The sequence below is a fragment of the Polynucleobacter cosmopolitanus genome, from assembly GCF_002224225.1.
GTDB classification, from domain to species: Bacteria; Pseudomonadota; Gammaproteobacteria; order Burkholderiales; family Burkholderiaceae; genus Polynucleobacter; species Polynucleobacter cosmopolitanus.
This window is the reverse complement of the sequence record NZ_NJGG01000001.1, coordinates 763231-780492: the sequence shown is the minus strand read 5'-3', so window position 1 is coordinate 780492 and position 17262 is coordinate 763231. Positions and strand designations below refer to the sequence as shown.

Here is a 17262-nt window from a genome sequence, read left to right as displayed (position 1 = left end):
CCGAAGGTGGTTTATAGAATCTTGGTGGCCCGGGGCGGAATCGAACCACCGACACAAGGATTTTCAATCCTGGCAGCTTTTTTGTCGCGCCAGGAGTCCAAAAGCCATTCGCCCAGAAGTTTTGGTAACGATTTTGGTAAAAAGGGCCAGAGATCACCTCTAGCCCTTTTAATACCTATTGACTTGGCGGAAGCTGTGAGATGTATATAACTGTGTTAAATTGGGTTTGTCGGCGTTAAAAATGCTCTTTTAATCCGTTGGTCGCGAGTTCGAATCTCGCCCGACCCACCAGAATACAAAAAGCCTCATCATTTTGATGGGGCTTTTTCATTACTGATACTAGGCAGAAGGATAGCGTTTTTTAACGAATCTCAAAAGGCATGGACCCAATAAAGAAGAAATGCCATGCCGATACTTAGCAAAGAACCAGTAGCTAGGCTTTAGGATGGGCATCATCCAAGATCTTGTAAAAATCCAAGCCAATATTTTCAAATCAGCCCTTCGATATGCTTCACCAAAAACAGCCACGCCATTGATCGGCGCTTCTCCTTCTACTTGGCCATACATCTTGGCCAAAGCTTCTTTGCAAGACACACCCACCGTTTGGGGATCATAGTTTGCAGAATTGATATCCACAAAACTCAACAAACCAGCTTGATTGCGCGACTTTAGAAAAGTGATTTCTGCCAAACACAAAGGGCAAACACCATCATAAAAAAGCGTGAATGGCTTCAGTGAATCAATGGGTGAATTGGTCGATGAGTGGGATGATGAGCTCATATCAATCAGTGTAATCTTTATTAAGTGGTTTTGCTTTTAGGGACTTTAGTGAGCAATCACACAAACAAAAGAAAACCAATACACTGGTGTCATTGTTAATACATTGATTGAATTTCATGACACTAAAGCAAGCTCATAATCACGCATCCCAAGAGGTCACCCTCAATGTGTTTGGTGAACCCATCGTTCCCTGCTCATTTGATCCACTCACAGGATTTTTTAGGGATGGCTGCTGCAAAACAGATGCTCAAGATAAAGGCAGTCATTTGGTTTGCGCGGTTGTTTCAAATGAGTTTTTGCAATTCAGCCTTCAAAGAGGCAATGACTTGATCACCCCTCGACCAGAATGGGCATTTCCAGGCCTCGTGGCTGGTGATCAATGGTGCTTGTGTTTGAATCGATGGAGAGAAGCTCTTGAAGCCAACTGTGCACCGCTGATACAACTAGAAAGCACGCACATCAATGCCCTTGAATTCGTTGACCTTGAAACTCTCAAGCAATATGCAGCCAAAGATGCACTGATTTAATCAAGTTTTTCACCACAAGAAGCTTCCAAAAGAATCAGTCAAATCAAAATCAAATCTTTTGATTAGATTGAATAAATATGGCTTAATATTAAATATTAGAAATGTTAATAAAATAACTAAAGGAGATTCAATGAAAGTTCTTGTATCGATTGACGGCTCAAAACACAGCATCAAAGCAATTGATTATTTGATTCAAAATGCATCAATGTTTTCAGGCAAAGGATCTGGCTTGATCGTTTTGCATGTTGAACCAAATGTCATTCCACCTGAAGTTACGCAATATATTTCTAAAAAATCAATCGCTGACTGGTACGCCGATCAGAGCAAAGCTGCGATCAAAGCAGCCACCGCTAAATTAGACAAGGCAAAAGTGCCTTACAAATTAGTTCAAAAAATTGGTCACGTTGCTGACACTATCCTCGCTGAAACCAAAACAGCCAAAGCAGAAATGATCGTGATGGGCTCTCATGGTCGCAGCTCTTTGATGAGTCTTGTGATGGGCTCAGTGACATCACAAGTATTGGCTCAATCTAAGCAACCAGTTTTGATCATTAAATAATTAAAATCAAAACAGCTGAACCAAAGCTAGTTAACAAAAAGCCACTTAGTCAACTAAGTGGCTTTTTTAATGCATTGTTAATTGTTACTACTTCTTCTTACCCAAACGACCCTCAGTGCCATTCAGTAAATTTTTAATGTTTGAGCGATGACGCCAAATCAATAAAGCACTCATCAACAAAATAGCCATGGCCATTGGCTGAATGCCAAATAAGAAAACAAAATAAACTGGAGCAAACAAAGCAGAGATCAAAGCTGCCAAAGATGAGTATCTTAAGAAAACTGCCACGATCAACCAAGTTGATAGAGTTGTGAGTCCCAATACCCAATTAATGGCCAGAAGAATACCCAAGGCTGTGGCAACACCCTTGCCACCTTTGAATCCATGAAACACTGGAAATAGATGGCCTATAAATGCTGCCACGGCGACCGCTGGCAACACCCAAGAATCAATATCCACACCCACCAAAGCTCTTGCAAGAATTACTGCAAGATATCCTTTGGCAGCATCCCCCAAAAGAGTTAGAACGGCAGCAGCCTTGCTACCTGTTCTCAATACATTGGTGGCTCCCGGATTACCTGAGCCATAACTGTGCGGATCAGGCAAACCCATGAGCTTGCTAACGACCACTGCAAAAGAAATAGAACCAATCAAATACGCCATTAAAATCACTAAACCACTGAACATGAATTGGTTCATATGCTTGCCCTTGGATGATGCTGTTGATGAATACTTTTTAAACGTTCACGTGCCACGTGAGTGTATATCTGTGTCGTTGAAATATCTGCATGACCTAATAATAATTGCACCACCCTCAAATCAGCGCCATGATTCAATAAATGAGTGGCAAAGGCATGGCGCAGCGTGTGGGGTGACAAGGGCACATTGATATTAGCAATCGTGGCATAGCGCTTGATGATGTGCCAAAAAGCTTGGCGAGTCATGCCATCGCCCGTATGACGTGCCAGAAACAAATACTGACTTGAAGAGTTTTGTTTGGATGCGCTGAGAAGCTGAGGTCTTGATTCATCAAGGTAACTCTTTAACCATGTGGCAGCTTCCATGCCAAAAGGCACTAACCTTTCCTTGCCGCCTTTGCCGCTGACCACGCGCACGACACCTTCATTCAAACCAACTTCAATGGTTTTCAAAGAAACGATTTCTGAAACACGCAAACCACTGGCATACATCAACTCGAGCATGGTTCTGTCACGAACCCCCAGGGCTGTATTTAAATCAGGTGCGGCCAGTAAAGATTCCACCTGAGACTCACTGAGTGTTTTCGGAAAACGTGGCGCTTGTTTTGCTGCTCTTAAATTAAGACAGGGATCCGCCTTGATTAAATTTTTACGAATACCCAAACGATAAAAACGTCTTAAGACAGTCAAACGACGATTAGCGGTGGTTGCTTTGTCTGATCGCCTATGTGCGATGTAGGCCATCACATCAGCAGCATTGGCATCGTAAATAAACTTTTGGCGATCAGCATCCAACCACTTGGAAAAAATATTCAAATCTTGTCGGTAAGCGCTCAATGTATTTTTAGATAAGCCATCTTCAAGCCAACAAGCATCACAGAAGATATCAACAGCCTCCATGCTTCTGATCAAGACTTTACTCAAAGGAGCGTCCTCCTGATATTGCTCTCCAATATCAGTTTTTCTGCCAGAAGTTGTTTTTTTGACTACCATTGAGCTTTTATTCTAAAAGAGACACTGTGAATCCTGCATTTTTACTGCTCCCAGACTTCATGCTCATTTTGCTGGGTTTCTTGCTGGTGCGCTACACAGTTTTAGACAAAACAGTCTGGGAGAGTGTTGAAAAGCTCGTTTATTACGTGCTCTTCCCCGCCCTTTTGTTCCACTCCATCAATCAAACCTATTTTGATTGGGGTGGCACCAGCAATATGTTGTTGGTTGCTGCTGTGGCTTTCTTCAGCGCCATGGGCCTTAGCTTTGCCGCCAAATGGATTTTCAAACCATCTTCTGTGAGTTGGTCATCAGGTTTTCAAACAGCGTTTCGTTTTAACTCTTACATCGCCTTTGCTGCCGCTGGTCGCTTAGCGGGTGAGGAAGGTGTGGCATTGATGGCGATCACCACTGGATGTTTTGTTCCAGTGGCAAATGGTTTTGCCGTTTGGGCCTTGGCGAAAAATTCTGAATCCCATATTTTCAAAGAACTTTTAAAAAATCCCTTGATTATCGCAACCACCTTAGGATTGATCAGTAACGTTCTCGGCTTAAAACTACCTGAACCCATCGCTCTTGGCATGTCACGCTTAGGGGCCGCATCGATTGGCTTAGGACTACTCACGGTTGGATCTGGCTTGATGTGGATCCAGAGTAAAAAAGATGGCGCTCTGATTGCCTATTGGAGTGCGATTAAATTATTGGCCATGCCAGCTGTGGCACTTATTTTGGGTCGCTACATGGGCCTATCTCAAGCGCAGTTCAATAGTGTGGTGCTGTTTGCCGCTATGCCAACTGCCACAACAGCTTATGTTTTAGCCAATCGCATGGGTGGTGATGGAGCTTTGGTGGCTGTGTGCATTTCAATCATGACGATTGCCGCTGCAGTCACCCTACCGCTGTGGCTACTACTGCTTTAATCATCAAAAGCTTTTTCTGATTAATAGATTTCTTAATCTAGCACTTAGTAATAAGATCTTAGATCATTGATAAATGATCGGCTCAATCGTTAAAGAAACACCAAATGTTTCTTTGACTTTTTGTTTGATTGCATCAGCCAAGCCGAGCAATTCAAGACCTGTGCCAGCGCCATGATTGACCAAGACCAAAGCTTGTTTTTCATAAACACCCACGTGGCCCTGACGCTGACCTTTGAAGCCACACTGATCAATCAGCCAACCTGCAGCTAACTTCCAGTCGCCTTCAAGATTACTTGCATCAGTTGGATAGCTCACCAACAATGGGAATTGCTTCTTCAATTCAAGATGCTGCTGATAACCCACAACCGGGTTATGAAAAAAACTACCTGCGTTACCAATCACTTGAGGATCTGGCAACTTCGCTTGACGAATCGAGCAAACTTTTTCAAAGATGTCTTTGGCTGAAACTTTTTCTTGCCCTTGAAAAGCCTTATTCAACTCCGCATAAGAAAGATTGGCTTTCCATTCTTTGGAGAGCGCAAAACAAACTGAAACAACCACATAACGTCCTGGCTGCTTTTTAAAAACACTGTTTCTGTATGAAAAATCACATTGCTCTTTAGATAGCTTGATGAACTTATTGCTCAAAGTATCAAAAGCGCAAAGACTGTCAAACACTTGAGCCAACTCCAAACCATAAGCGCCAATATTTTGAATAGGTGCTGCGCCCACCGTCCCTGGAATCAGGGCTAAATTCTCAAGCCCGTCGTAGTTATTTTCCAAAGACCAACGCACCAGCTCATGCCACGATTCACCAGCCATCGCTTCAATATAAAAATGCGTGGCAGATTCTTTTAACAGTTGGCGCCCTTTGATTTCCATCAAACCGGTATAGCCAGCCAAGTCTTTGGCGAGCACCAAATTACTGCCGCCCCCAAAGATTTGCCAAGGGACATTGTCTTTTTGGGCTTTTTGAATCAATTCAGGCACATCCACAACTTCGGTCAAATGAACCAAATATTGGGCAGACACATCAAAACCAAAGGTGTTGTGTTCGCGTAATGTGGCATTTAATTCAATCTTCATGCCACAATCTTAACTGTGATTAACTTTTCAATTGATTTTTAGGTGACCCATGCCCTCATTTGACGTTGTATGTGAACCAGACATGATTGAAGTAAAAAATGCTCTGGAACAAGCCAATAAAGAAATTTCTACGCGTTTTGACTTCAAAGGCTCTGATGCCAGAATTGAGCACAAAGGTGAAGAACTCACTCTATTTGGTGATGATGACTTTAAGTTACGACAAGTGCGTGATGTACTGTTGGCCAAATTAGCCAAGCGCAATGTGGATGTGCGCTTTCTAAAAGACGGCAAGCTTGAAAAGATTTCAGGCGATAAGCTCAAACAAATTGTTGAAATCCAAAAAGGCATCAGCACTGAACTTGCTAAGAAGATTGTTCGCATCATCAAAGACAGCAAGATCAAAGTGCAAGCAAGCATTCAAGGTGATGCTGTGCGCGTCACAGGCGCTAAGAGAGATGATCTTCAAACAACCATGGCGATGCTTCGCAAGGATGTAGAGGAAGCTCCGCTGAACTTTAACAACTTCAGAGACTAATTTAGAAAAAAATCAGAAATAAAAAAACCTCTTGGTCTATTCAACCAAGAGGTTTTTTGTTTGAAGCTAACTCGAATTAAGAGTTCGGAACTAAAGACTTAAACCTTAAGCAAAGTTCTTTGCTACGAAGTCCCAGTTAACCAAGTTCCAGAATGCCTCAACGTATTTTGGACGGGCATTGCGGTAGTCAACGTAGTAAGCGTGCTCCCAAACATCACATGTCAACAAAGGCTTGGCATCTGTTGTCAAAGGTGTTGCAGCGTTGCTGGTTGAAACCAAATCAAGAGTACCGTCTGACTTCTTCACCAACCAAGCCCAACCTGAACCAAATGTACCAACAGCACACTTTGTGAACTCTTCTTTGAATTTGTCAAAAGAACCAAACTTTGCATTGATGGCATCAGCCAATGCACCTGTTGGTGCACCGCCACCGTTTGGCTTCAAACCCATCCAGTAAAAAGTGTGGTTCCAAACCTGAGCAGAATTATTGAACACGCCACCTGAAGATTTTTTCACGATATCTTCTAAGCTCATTGATTCAAATTCTGTGCCCTTGATCAAGTTATTCAAGTTGGTAGCATAGGTTTGATGATGCTTACCGTAATGGAATTCCAAAGTTTCTTTAGAAATGTGTGGTGCCAATGCATCTAGTGCATAAGGTAACTGCGGCAATGTGTGTTCCATAAAATCTCCTATTGATTCTTGAGTGGTGTGACTGAACTAAAACGCTATTCTATTCTTTTGAAATTATCTTTGCCGAAAGGCTCACTTTTGATATTTCAATCTGAGCACTGCCCAAGGCCAAATGAACGTCCACTTGATCACCTTGATTAATGCTGTTTGGATCCCGCAAAGCTTGGCCCTTCTGATTCAAAAGAACGGCATACCCTCTGTCCAAGGTTCTTTGAGGGCTCAAAAGCTCAAGATGACTAGCCCAACTGCGGTGTTTTTCTGAATAAGCATTGATCCTCACCTGCCAGGATTGATCCAAGCGCATCGTTAATTGCTCAATCTTTTCTTTCATGCGATCAGCATTGGGCAAGGCATGAGAAAGTCTCAATGACAGTTGATCTAAACGTTGTGCTTCCTTTTCAATTCTTTGACTGACCCGCGTCGACATTTTTTGACCAAGCGAACTCAAGTCTTGCAACAATGCTTGTCGATCAGGGGTGACTAACTCTGCCGCACCAGTTGGTGTCGGGGCACGTAAATCAGCCACAAAATCTGCGATGGTGAAATCTGTCTCATGCCCGACCCCAGAAACCAAAGGAACAGGCGATTGGGCAATCACTCGGGCCAAGCCCTCATCATTGAAGGCCCATAAATCTTCAATACTGCCACCACCTCTGACCAAAAGAATGACATCAATTTCATCCGCTTTAGCGACCGCATAAGCAGCCTCCAAGGCTTTGATCAGGGCTGGGGGTGCATCAACCCCTTGGACCAAACTTGGAAAGATTGTGACGGGTATATGAGGGGCTCTCCTGGCCAAGGTACTGAGAACATCTTTCAAGGCGGCTGCTTGCGGTGATGTGATCACTGCAATGCGTCTAGGGTGCTTGGGCAGTGAACGCTTGGCATCCTCATCAAACAGACCCTCTTTACTCAACTTCTCTTTGAGCTTCAAGAAAGCCTCATACAAACCGCCCTGACCGGCCCTGCGCATCATGCCAACGTTTAACTGAATGTCCCCGCGTGGAACATACATAGAAATGTTAGCGGCCACTTCAACCAAATCGCCCTCTTTTGGCAAAAAGCCTACTTGGCTATTCCTACCGCGGAACATCACGCAGCGAATTTGACCCTCGGCATCCTTCAATGAGAAATACCAATGCCCGCTGTCATAAGCCTTGAAGTTAGAAACCTCCCCTCGAACCCAGACGTTACCAATGCCCTCTTCCAAAACACTGGCAATAGCGCGGTTTAGATCTCCAACACCGATAATTTCTTTTGATATTTCCGTCATTTGTCCAAGTCAAATAAGTAACTACATGGCTTCGCGGTTAATAACTATCCACAGGGCCAATTAAAAACTGGGGTGTTTTGCTTAAACTCCGATCAGAATCAATCACCATCATGCAAGTTATTGATTTTAATATAAATATTCAATTTATAATTTTTGAAAATTTGAGCTTACAACCAAGAATCAAGGGCTTAGCACGCATCTTAAAGAAAGTTTTTCACATAGTTATCCACAAGCTTGATGCTTTTTCCCACAGACCTTTGAGCCACACACAACTCCATCGTTTAAAGTATAGGGTATGTACACAATTCTTATTGCCGCCGGCTGGCCAGTTTGGCCCTTATTAATCACATCCATCCTCGCCTTGGCGATTCTTTTAGAAAGAATCTGGTTTTTACAGGCCAAGCGGATCACACCACCCCAGTTATTGGAAGGTGCCATCCAATTAGCCAGTTCTGGAGCTCTAAAACAGCCTAAAACCGGTCAGGATGCAACAAAAGCATTGGCAGATGCCGCTCCCCTTGGGCAGATTTTGGCAGCAGCCTTGGTAGAAAAAGCAAACGGTGGTTCAGAAGAAAAAATCATTGCAGCAATGCAAGATGCCGCCGAGTCAATCACTGTTTTGTTGGAACGCTATCTAGGTGCCTTGGCAACGATTGCAACCATTGCGCCTCTTTTAGGTTTATTTGGAACAGTTGTTGGCATGATTGAAATTTTTGGCAGCCAACAAGGTGTTGGTGCCAATCCTCAACAATTGGCTAACGGTATTTCAATTGCTTTGTATAACACCGCCTTTGGCTTGTTAATTGCCATTCCTGCGTATGCAGGTTGGAGAGGTCTCAAAGCAATGGCTGAAAAGCGCCAGCGTGAGTGTGATGTGGCAGCAAAAAAATTACTCGCTCACTTGAACAGCAATTAATTGAGCCGCCATGCTTTTTCGCCAAAATAATCGCAGCTTTTTCTCCTCAGAGAAATCAAGCGCCTCCAGCAGTCAGCAGCAAGCTCCAGAAATTAACTTAATTGCCTTCATCGATGTTCTGTTGGTGATTTTGATTTTCTTGATGATTTCCACAACCTTCACACGCTATCAAGAACTGTCCATCACCTTGCCAGCTGCTGAAGGTGCAGCATCAAAAAGTAAACCAAAAGATATCTCTGTCGCAATTTCTTCAGATGGTCGAGTGGCCGTTGACGGTAAACGCGTAGCAATTGAACAACTGACACAAAGCTTGAGTCAATCAGCAAAAAACACTGGTGGCGACAATGGCCCAGTGGTGATCATTGCCGCCGATGGCAAGGCACCTCATCAAGCCGTGATGCAAGTGATGGAAGCTGCACGCAATGCCAATTTACCGAACATCGTCTTTGCCACTCAATCAAAGTCAAAGTAGCATTGGCAACATGAGCCAACAAAAAATTACTCAAAACACACAGCATCTACAAGCACCAGCCTTTTGGGAAAAAAGAGGCTTAAAAGCGCTTTTACTGTGGCCTGCTTCTCTTATTTTTTCTTGGCTCACAGGTCTCAGAAAAGCTCTGTATGCCATGGGCATACTAAGAAGCGAGTCAATCTCTGTGCCCCTGGTGATCGTTGGAAACATTCGCGTTGGCGGTACTGGAAAAACACCGACCGTTTTAGCCATTGCCAAAGCTTTGCATCTGCATGGTTTTAAGCCAGGCATCATTTCTCGTGGCTATCAAAGCAATTCATCAAATGCTCAGTCAGACCCACAAGAAGTCACTCCAGAATCTTCACCAATCGAACACGGTGATGAGCCTTGCTATATGGCCCAAGAATTAGCCGATCAAAAAACTCCAGTGATGGTTCACAGCCATCGCGTGACAGCTGCGAAAGCATTGATGATCAAACATCCCGATGTGAATGTGATCATCAGCGATGACGGCCTTCAGCATTACACACTCAAACGTTGGCCTGCTCGAGAAGGTGGCAGAGACATTGAACTGGTCGTTCGTGATGCCAGAGAAGAAGGTAACCAATGGTTAATGCCTGCCGGACCACTTCGAGAAAAACCTGATCGTGCGCGTGACTTCACTTTGAATATTGTTGGTACTGAAGCCACAACAATCAAAGCTTTGCCACCCTACTTTCAGGATGCGCCTAATTTTTCACTGCCCGTTAAGATTGATCATCTGTATCAACTCGCAACACCCAGTCGTCGGATGGCCCTGAATGCAATCACTCAACTGCTCGATCCAAACGAAGATTCTGAGAAACAATTATTGGCTGCTGCAGGCTTGGGCAATCCCAAGAAATTCTTTGATTTATTAAGATCAACCGGTTTGAAGTTTCAAGAAATGGCGCTTCCAGATCATTTTGACTTTGCCACCAATCCATTCAAAGAAAATACTGCAAAAGTGATACTCATCACCGAGAAGGATGCCGTAAAATGCAAACAATTCAACGACTATAAGGATGATGAGCGTATCTGGGTTTTGCCTATCACGGTGGATTTGCCAAAAGACTTTGTTTCACAAATGGTTGAGATATTAAAAAGACCTCAACCTTGACACAAACACTTAAAGCATTAGATTCATTCACCGCTTACTAAGCTGATCCAGTAACTCTTTAGCTGACACATCATGGATAAACGTTTACTTGATATTTTGGTCTGCCCAATTTGCAAATCTCCTTTACATCACGATGGCCAGACCAATGAATTGATTTGCAAAGCAGATCAACTGGCCTTCCCAATTCGCGACGACATCCCGGTCATGCTGGTGAATGAAGCGCGCGAACTGAATGCTTCTAAATAAAACCAAATAAGCAAAAACTCAATGAAGCCCAACACCCCATTCTTGGTTGTGATTCCGGCGCGTTTAGCCTCGACTCGCTTACCCAACAAACCATTGGCTGACATTGCTGGCAAGCCCATGGTGGTCAGAGTAGCAGAGCGCGCACTGATGTCTGGGGCCTCACGCGTGGTGATTGCGGTGGACGATCAAAGTATTTTTGATGCCTGTAAAGCACATGGCTTGGATGTGATGCTCACCAGCAAAGATCATCCAACAGGCACTGATCGCTTGAGCGAAGTGGTCAGCAAACTCAATTTGCAAGATGATGAAATCATTGTCAACGTGCAAGGTGATGAACCATTAATACCCCCTGACTTGATCACTGATGTTGCACAAACACTCTCGCAACATCCTCAAGCATCGATTGCGACCACAGCCTTAGCGATTCATGATCTTGCCGAAGTGAACAATCCTAATGTGGTGAAAGTGGTCATGAACCAGTCTCATCAGGCACTTTATTTTTCCCGCTCCGCCATTCCATTTAGTCGCAATCCTGAGCAACACCAAGCGCAGTGCTATCGGCATATTGGGATGTACGCTTATCGAGCCAGCTTTTTAAAGAAATTCTCTCAGCTTCCTCCAGCCCCCATTGAGGAAGCTGAAGCTTTAGAACAGCTCAGAGCCCTCTGGCATGGTCACGCTATACAAGTTTTACTAACTGATGAGGCTCCGCCCCCCGGCGTTGATACAACTGAGGATTTAGAGCGGGTTCGCCAAGTTTTTAATGCCCTGGGTAAATCCTAGGCTTAAAAATTAGCCATCAAAGGCAAATAATGGGAAAATCTCCCAGATATTAGAAAGAGTCAGCAAGCTGTCAAACAATCAGCCTACTCTTATACTTTTTTAAATTTTGCATTACCTGATTCAATAATAAAAGGGAGTTAACCATGCGATTGATCCTATTGGGCGCACCAGGCGCTGGAAAAGGCACGCAGGCTAAATTTATATGTGAGAAGTTTGGCATTCCCCAAATTTCTACTGGTGACATGCTCCGTGCAGCCGTCAAAGCAGGTACACCGCTGGGCATTGAAGCTAAAAAAGTCATGGATTCTGGTGGTTTGGTTTCTGATGAAATCATCATTGGTCTTGTTAAAGACCGCCTAACTCAAGCCGATTGTGCCAAAGGCTATCTCTTTGATGGTTTCCCACGCACCATTCCTCAAGCTCAAGCGATGAAAGATGCGGGCGTGCCAATTGATTACGTTCTTGAAATTGACGTGCCTTTTAGCGCCATCATTGATCGCATGAGTGGTCGTCGCGTGCACGTTGCTTCAGGCCGCACTTACCATGTCACATTCAACCCGCCAAAAGTGGCTGGCAAGGATGATGAAACAGGTGAAGACTTGATTCAGCGCGAAGATGACAAAGAAGAAACTGTTAAAAAGCGTTTAGATGTTTATGACGCTCAAACCCGACCATTGGTTGAGTACTACTCTGGCTGGTCTAAGAATGGTGATCCGGCAGCCAAAGTTTCAGCTCCTGCCTATCGCAAAATTGAAGGTACTGGTTCAGTCGATGCCATCACAGCGAGCGTTTTTGCTGCATTGAAGTAAATTAAAAAGCCTTAATAAAAAAGCCGGTGAAGCATTAGCTTGACCGGCTTTTTCTTTTTACTTTTTACATTCTGTTTTATTTCTATATTTCGCTCTACTGTCCCAATCTTCACAAGTAGTGAGTAGGGTCCGGAATGCCCGCCGATTGAAAACCTTCTTTGCGAAGGCGACATGATTCACATTGACCGCAAGCCAAGCCCTCAGCATTCGCCTGATAACAAGACACCGTTTGCGAAAAATCCACACCCAATGACATGCCCGCTTGAATGATTTGCGCCTTGCTCATCTGAATGATGGGGGCGTGAACTCTGAAGCGCGTGGACTCTTGATGAGACTCAACACCCACCTTGGTGGCCAAATTGGCCGTTGCTTCAAAAGACTTCACGTAATCAGGGCGACAATCTGGGTAGCCAGAGTAATCAACCGCATTAGCGCCAAAGAAAATATCTAAACCACCCAAAGCTTCAGCCCAACCCAAGGCCACTGAGAGCATGATGGTGTTGCGCGCAGGAACATAGGTGATAGGTATTTCATTGTTGGCTCCCGGACTGGTTGGAACATCGTAGGCATCATCTGTCAAAGCAGAACCACCCACAAAGCGGCGCAGATCTAAATCGATGATTTGATGCTCAACTGCGCCCAAAGACTTTGCCACTCTTGTCGCAGCATCCAACTCAGAAGAATGTCTCTGACCGTAACGAAATGACAGGGCGTGAACAGCGTAACCAAGTTTTTTTGCAATCGCTAAAACCGTTGCCGAATCCAATCCACCTGATAACAAAACAACGGCGGGAGCATTCGGCTTCCTGGCATGCATCATCTCAAAATTAACGGGCATACGATCTTCGATTACTTCAAGCGCTTGAGTGCCTGCTTCGCCAAATCAGCAGCCTCAGCATCTGGATGCTTGGCAATTAAGTTTTCTAAGGTCTTTTTGCCGGCAGGTTTCTGACCAGCCTCAATCTGACTATTGGCCAAAGTTAACAATGCATCAGGCACACGTCCATGCAAAGGATAGCGCTTCACCATTGATTGGAGCGTTGCAATCGCTGACTTATAGTCTTTTTGTGCGTACTCAGAATTACCCAACCAGAATTGAGCCAATGGCCAATAGGGGCTGTTTGGGTATTTTTTAACAAAAGCCTGAAAACCTGTATCAGCTTTCTTCAAATTACCATCCTGAAAAGCCTTCAAAGCGGCGTCATAGGCTTCTTTTTCACCAGGCTGAACTTTGCCCTGAACACCCTCAATCTCGATCTCTTGAGGCTCAAATTTTCGCATCCGCTCATTCAGATCTTGATAAAAAGTTTTTTGTTGCGCAGTTAACTCTTCAACTTGCTTTTCCAAGACCTCTGAACGACCACGTAACTTAGCAGTCTCTTGATTCAGCTCATCAAGAAGACCCTGAAGCTCCACCTGGGCTTTCTGACTGGCCGAAAGTTGTGTTCTTAAATCTAAAATTGCTCGTCTCGCTTCACCATCCTCTAAGAAAGCAAAGCTAGATGGAGAAACAAAAGATAAGCTAACAAAAACAACAGCGGCCAAAGCCGCTGTTGAATTGTGCAGAAAACTAAAGCACTTTGATTGCTGCATGAGTATTCTTTTCTTAAATCAATTTAAATCGATTAATAAGCGATGTCAGCACGGCGATTTTCTTGCCAAGCTGCCTCATTGCTACCCTGTGCCTTTGGCTTTTCTTTACCAAAGCTCACCGCTTCCATCTGTGAATCAGGCACACCTAGCAATGACAATGATTTACGCACAGCCTCTGAACGACGTTGACCCAAAGCCAAGTTGTACTCAGTTGTACCGCGCTCATCAGTATTACCTTCAATTTTGATCTTGCGATCTTTGTTGGCTTTCAAATAATTAGCGTGCGCTTGCAAGGTTGCTTGATATTCAGCTTTAACAGCGTAGCTATCAAAGTCAAAATAAACGCTGCGCTTGAATAATGGGCTCTTAGGATCGTTCCATGGTTGTGAGCTGTAATCTGTGCCGCCCTTACCATCAACGTCATCTAACTTCACGCCAGATGCGCAAGCTGTTAACAAAGCTACTGACAACAACAATGTTGCACGACGAGCCATTGAAAATTGTTTCATGATTTTCTCCAAAATAAATGTTGATTAATCTGTGTGTCTTTTTGTTTTATGTATTTAAATTTTGTTTATTCATTTTCATCAAAAAAGGCTTAATTCAATGAATTAAGCTCCTATCGTACCAAATTAAGATGAATTCAGTGCTTTTTGGAGCATTAATCCATGAATGGGCCCCAAGCAGGCTCTCGAATATCAGCGCCCGGCAAACTCAAGGTTTGCTTGTTTTTACCGTCAATAGATACGGCCATCAACACTGGCTTACCTGCTGCGCGAGTGGCAAACAGAATGTAACGTCCATTGGCAGCAAATGTGGGAGTTTCATCTCTGGTGCCATCACTCAAAGGTGTGACCTCTCCAGTAGCCAAATCTTGAAGATGCAACCGATAAGCACCAGACACACGAGCGACATAAGCTAAATATTTACCATCTGGCGATAAACGCGGGCTTGTCACAAAAGAATGTTTAAAAGTCACTCTTTGCGCAGTGCCAGATGATTCGCCAGCAGTCGACATTCTATAAATCTGAGGGCTACCACCACGATCACTCGTGAAATAAATAGACTTACCATCTGGTGACCACTGTGGCTCGGTGTCAATGGATGAACCTCTGGTCAAACGTTGCAAGCCAGTGCCATTGGCATTGATTTTATAAACCTGGGTATTGCCATCTTTTGATAGGGCCATCGCTAATTGACTGCCATCCACTGACCAAGAAGGCGCACTGTTATTGCCCTTCTGATTAGAAAGAATCGTACGGCGCCCGGTTGCTAACTCATGCACGTAAATCACTGGCTTGCGCGCTTCAAAAGAAACGTAGGCCACTTTTTTGCCATCGGGTGACCAGTTAGGCGAAATGATGGGCTCATTACTTGCTAATGCCGGCTTGGCGTTTTCACCATCAGAGTCAGAGATCACCAGGCGATGACTCTTACCAGAGCGAATCACATACGATAAGCGTGTTGAAAAAATACCGCGCTCACCCAAAATCTTCTGAATGATGTCATCCGCAATCTTGTGACCTGCCAAACGCAAATCTTCAACGCCCACTGTGACAACCAGACCACCCAAGCTTTCGCCTTTGCGAATATCAAATAAACGGTAACGAATCTCAAATCGACCATCTGATAACTTTGTGACATTACCAACCGCTAAGGCATCAGCACCACGCGCAGACCATGATTTATAGTCAGGGTTGATGTCCCAACCCAACTCAGCAGAACCACTCTCGACATTTCGAATCGCTCCACTGCGAGTCAAATTAGAACGAACCACATCTGTTACTTTGACTGGCAATTGATTTTCACCAACAAAGCGCATCACAGCAACTGGAAATAGTGACTGACCCACACCCGTGATTTCAATATTCATTTGCGCTTTGACACCAACTGAAAATGCCATCAAAGCAAATATCATCAAAAAGTTCTTGGTCAGAGTTGTCTTCATCATTGCTTCACCAATCTCATCAATCTATTTAATCTTTAGGTTTAAAGGTCAATCGTATTTGTTTAGGCACTTTGCCATCATCATCTTTAGGCAAGGTTTGAGCATCATCAACAGCTCTTAAAACAGCGCGATCCCAAGCAGCATCACCGCTGCTTTTTAAAACTTTTCTATTCATGATTGTGCCATCAGGCGCCAACTCTACGCCAACCTCTACCGCTGGATTGCCCGCCACCAAAGATGGATTGAACACAATCAAAGGCAAGATCTTTTTACGTACTTTATCTGCATAGCCAGGCTTGGCATTACCGCCACCACCCACACCATCACCAACCACACCGCCTCGACCACCCGCAGCGCCTTCTTTGCCAGCAGCAGATCTCAAGCGAGCCAATTGATCAGAGCGCGCTTTTTCTTGTGCCAAAGCCTCTTTGCGCTCAGCATCAGCTTTGGCCTTTGCTTTGGCTTGCTCTTGTTTTTGTTTGGCTAATTTTTCTTGTTCAGCTTTTTGTTTTTGTAGCTCTTTTGGATCAACTTTTTTAGCCGCCTTGACCTCTTCTTTAGGCTCAGGCTTTCTCACTGCTTCTTTTTTCTTTTTTAAAGCAATGTCGGCTTTTTCATCAGCATCGATCTTTGGATCAATATTTGCTGGAGCACTTTTGATGACTGGAACATTGTCCCAAATCTCTGCCTCAAGACCAGCCGGCGTTTGACTTTTCCAACTCAAACCAAAGGTTAAAAATCCAAACAATAAAAGATGCATCCCCAAAGCCCAGACAAAAGCTTTGCCGGTTCCAGGTTCTGCCTGAATTCGGTTTCTAAATTGATTCATTGGAAATGCTGCTGCGCTCAATTCATCTCTCAGTGATGTCTCAGTTGCTCTTAACTGCCAACCCTACGCGCTTGATACCGTTCTCTTTTAAGCGCGCCATCACGTCCATCACAATCTCATATTTAATGGATTTATCGGCAGCAATCACCATTGGTTGATCAGGTGTTAATTCAGCGCGCTCACGAGCAAACGCACCAAGCTCAGCTCTTGTGACGGTTTTATCTGTCTTGCCTTCACTCTTGATCAAAATAACTTCTTCAGCAGAAATATTGATCAAGACCGGTGGCATTGGTTGCACTTGTGCACCACCCACTGTTGGCAAACTGACAATGCCTGGATTGACCATTGGAGTTGTGACCATGAAGATCACCAATAACACCAACATCACATCAATGTATGGCACCACGTTGATGTCAGCCATTGCGCGCCGACGTCTACCAGAATTTCTAGAGATACTAGCCATGAAT

The 17262-nt window shown here is 44.2% G+C and carries 22 protein-coding genes; 10 read left to right on the top strand and 12 right to left on the bottom strand.

Annotated features, from left to right (window positions below):
* Nucleotides 1–339: 339 nt before the first annotated feature.
* On the bottom strand, nt 340–780 hold the full coding sequence (locus AOC33_RS04070; RefSeq protein ID WP_089515284.1) for a thiol-disulfide oxidoreductase DCC family protein: 441 nt from the start codon (nt 778–780) through the stop codon (nt 340–342).
* A gap of 116 nt (nt 781–896) precedes the next feature.
* On the opposite strand from AOC33_RS04070, the gene AOC33_RS04065 reads away from it, so the two are divergent.
* Together AOC33_RS04065 and AOC33_RS04060 are read left to right on the top strand one after the other, a co-directional pair.
* Nucleotides 897–1307 carry a DUF2237 family protein gene (locus tag AOC33_RS04065; protein WP_089515283.1) on the top strand — a complete coding sequence of 137 codons (411 nt, stop codon included), beginning with the start codon at nt 897–899 and terminating at the stop codon, nt 1305–1307.
* Between the two features lie 130 nt (nt 1308–1437).
* Nucleotides 1438–1866: a universal stress protein gene (locus tag AOC33_RS04060; RefSeq protein ID WP_089515282.1), complete on the top strand. Its 429-nt coding sequence runs from the start codon at nt 1438–1440 to the stop codon at nt 1864–1866.
* A gap of 87 nt (nt 1867–1953) precedes the next feature.
* Here AOC33_RS04060 and plsY read toward each other — a convergent pair whose 3' ends face one another.
* Both plsY and xerD read right to left on the bottom strand, forming a co-directional pair.
* Nucleotides 1954–2565, bottom strand: a complete 612-nt coding sequence (gene plsY / locus AOC33_RS04055) for a glycerol-3-phosphate 1-O-acyltransferase PlsY (RefSeq protein ID WP_245835580.1) — start codon at nt 2563–2565, stop codon at nt 1954–1956.
* Nucleotides 2562–3557 (bottom strand): site-specific tyrosine recombinase XerD, encoded by a 996-nt coding sequence (gene xerD, locus AOC33_RS04050; protein WP_089515281.1) that lies wholly within the window; start codon nt 3555–3557, stop codon nt 2562–2564. The genes plsY and xerD overlap by 4 nt, the downstream gene beginning before the upstream one ends.
* Before the next feature lie 26 nt (nt 3558–3583).
* Between xerD and AOC33_RS04045 the strand changes: the two genes are divergently transcribed.
* Nucleotides 3584–4474, top strand: coding sequence for an AEC family transporter (locus AOC33_RS04045; RefSeq protein ID WP_089515280.1), 891 nt, complete (start codon nt 3584–3586; stop codon nt 4472–4474).
* A 63-nt stretch (nt 4475–4537) separates the two neighbouring features.
* On the opposite strand, the gene murB is transcribed toward AOC33_RS04045, so the two are convergent.
* Entirely contained in the window at nt 4538–5560 is a 1023-nt protein-coding gene (murB, locus tag AOC33_RS04040) for a UDP-N-acetylmuramate dehydrogenase (RefSeq protein ID WP_089515279.1), read from the bottom strand.
* A gap of 49 nt (nt 5561–5609) precedes the next feature.
* On the opposite strand from murB, the gene AOC33_RS04035 reads away from it, so the two are divergent.
* On the top strand, nt 5610–6095 hold the full coding sequence (locus tag AOC33_RS04035; RefSeq protein ID WP_089515278.1) for a YajQ family cyclic di-GMP-binding protein: 486 nt from the start codon (nt 5610–5612) through the stop codon (nt 6093–6095).
* A 105-nt stretch (nt 6096–6200) separates the two neighbouring features.
* Here the strand turns inward: AOC33_RS04035 and sodB are convergent, their stop codons facing one another.
* Complete coding sequence (gene sodB / locus AOC33_RS04030; RefSeq protein WP_089515277.1) at nt 6201–6779, bottom strand: superoxide dismutase [Fe]; 579 nt, start codon at nt 6777–6779, stop codon at nt 6201–6203.
* A gap of 49 nt (nt 6780–6828) precedes the next feature.
* Nucleotides 6829–8061, bottom strand: a complete 1233-nt coding sequence (gene xseA / locus AOC33_RS04025) for an exodeoxyribonuclease VII large subunit (protein ID WP_089515276.1) — start codon at nt 8059–8061, stop codon at nt 6829–6831.
* Nucleotides 8062–8356: 295 nt separating this feature from the next.
* On the opposite strand from xseA, the gene AOC33_RS04020 reads away from it, so the two are divergent.
* The 6 genes from AOC33_RS04020 to adk all read left to right on the top strand — a co-directional run bounded on the left by AOC33_RS04020 (nt 8357) and on the right by adk (nt 12425).
* Entirely contained in the window at nt 8357–8977 is a 621-nt protein-coding gene (locus AOC33_RS04020; RefSeq protein ID WP_089515275.1) for a MotA/TolQ/ExbB proton channel family protein, read from the top strand.
* A gap of 10 nt (nt 8978–8987) precedes the next feature.
* Nucleotides 8988–9449, top strand: coding sequence for an ExbD/TolR family protein (locus tag AOC33_RS04015; protein WP_089515274.1), 462 nt, complete (start codon nt 8988–8990; stop codon nt 9447–9449).
* Nucleotides 9450–9459: 10 nt separating this feature from the next.
* The gene (gene lpxK / locus AOC33_RS04010; protein ID WP_089515596.1) at nt 9460–10587 is read left to right on the top strand and encodes a tetraacyldisaccharide 4'-kinase; all 1128 of its coding nucleotides are present in this window, start codon (nt 9460–9462) and stop codon (nt 10585–10587) included.
* A gap of 72 nt (nt 10588–10659) precedes the next feature.
* Nucleotides 10660–10833, top strand: coding sequence for a Trm112 family protein (locus AOC33_RS04005; protein WP_089515273.1), 174 nt, complete (start codon nt 10660–10662; stop codon nt 10831–10833).
* A gap of 21 nt (nt 10834–10854) precedes the next feature.
* Nucleotides 10855–11616, top strand: a complete 762-nt coding sequence (kdsB, locus tag AOC33_RS04000) for a 3-deoxy-manno-octulosonate cytidylyltransferase (RefSeq protein WP_089515272.1) — start codon at nt 10855–10857, stop codon at nt 11614–11616.
* A gap of 143 nt (nt 11617–11759) precedes the next feature.
* The gene (gene adk, locus AOC33_RS03995) at nt 11760–12425 is read left to right on the top strand and encodes an adenylate kinase (RefSeq protein WP_089515271.1); all 666 of its coding nucleotides are present in this window, start codon (nt 11760–11762) and stop codon (nt 12423–12425) included.
* A gap of 109 nt (nt 12426–12534) precedes the next feature.
* On the opposite strand, the gene queC is transcribed toward adk, so the two are convergent.
* From queC to AOC33_RS03965, 6 genes are all read right to left on the bottom strand, one after another.
* Nucleotides 12535–13263 carry a 7-cyano-7-deazaguanine synthase QueC gene (gene queC / locus AOC33_RS03990; protein WP_245835579.1) on the bottom strand — a complete coding sequence of 243 codons (729 nt, stop codon included), beginning with the start codon at nt 13261–13263 and terminating at the stop codon, nt 12535–12537.
* A gap of 11 nt (nt 13264–13274) precedes the next feature.
* Nucleotides 13275–14018, bottom strand: a complete 744-nt coding sequence (gene ybgF / locus AOC33_RS03985; protein ID WP_089515270.1) for a tol-pal system protein YbgF — start codon at nt 14016–14018, stop codon at nt 13275–13277.
* A 32-nt stretch (nt 14019–14050) separates the two neighbouring features.
* Nucleotides 14051–14527 carry a peptidoglycan-associated lipoprotein Pal gene (gene pal, locus AOC33_RS03980; RefSeq protein WP_425439811.1) on the bottom strand — a complete coding sequence of 159 codons (477 nt, stop codon included), beginning with the start codon at nt 14525–14527 and terminating at the stop codon, nt 14051–14053.
* A 152-nt stretch (nt 14528–14679) separates the two neighbouring features.
* The gene (gene tolB / locus AOC33_RS03975; protein ID WP_089515269.1) at nt 14680–15969 is read right to left on the bottom strand and encodes a Tol-Pal system beta propeller repeat protein TolB; all 1290 of its coding nucleotides are present in this window, start codon (nt 15967–15969) and stop codon (nt 14680–14682) included.
* A 25-nt stretch (nt 15970–15994) separates the two neighbouring features.
* Nucleotides 15995–16795, bottom strand: a complete 801-nt coding sequence (gene tolA / locus AOC33_RS03970; RefSeq protein WP_089515268.1) for a cell envelope integrity protein TolA — start codon at nt 16793–16795, stop codon at nt 15995–15997.
* Nucleotides 16796–16835: 40 nt separating this feature from the next.
* Nucleotides 16836–17258 carry an ExbD/TolR family protein gene (locus AOC33_RS03965; protein ID WP_089515267.1) on the bottom strand — a complete coding sequence of 141 codons (423 nt, stop codon included), beginning with the start codon at nt 17256–17258 and terminating at the stop codon, nt 16836–16838.
* Between the last annotated feature and the right edge of the window lie 4 nt (nt 17259–17262).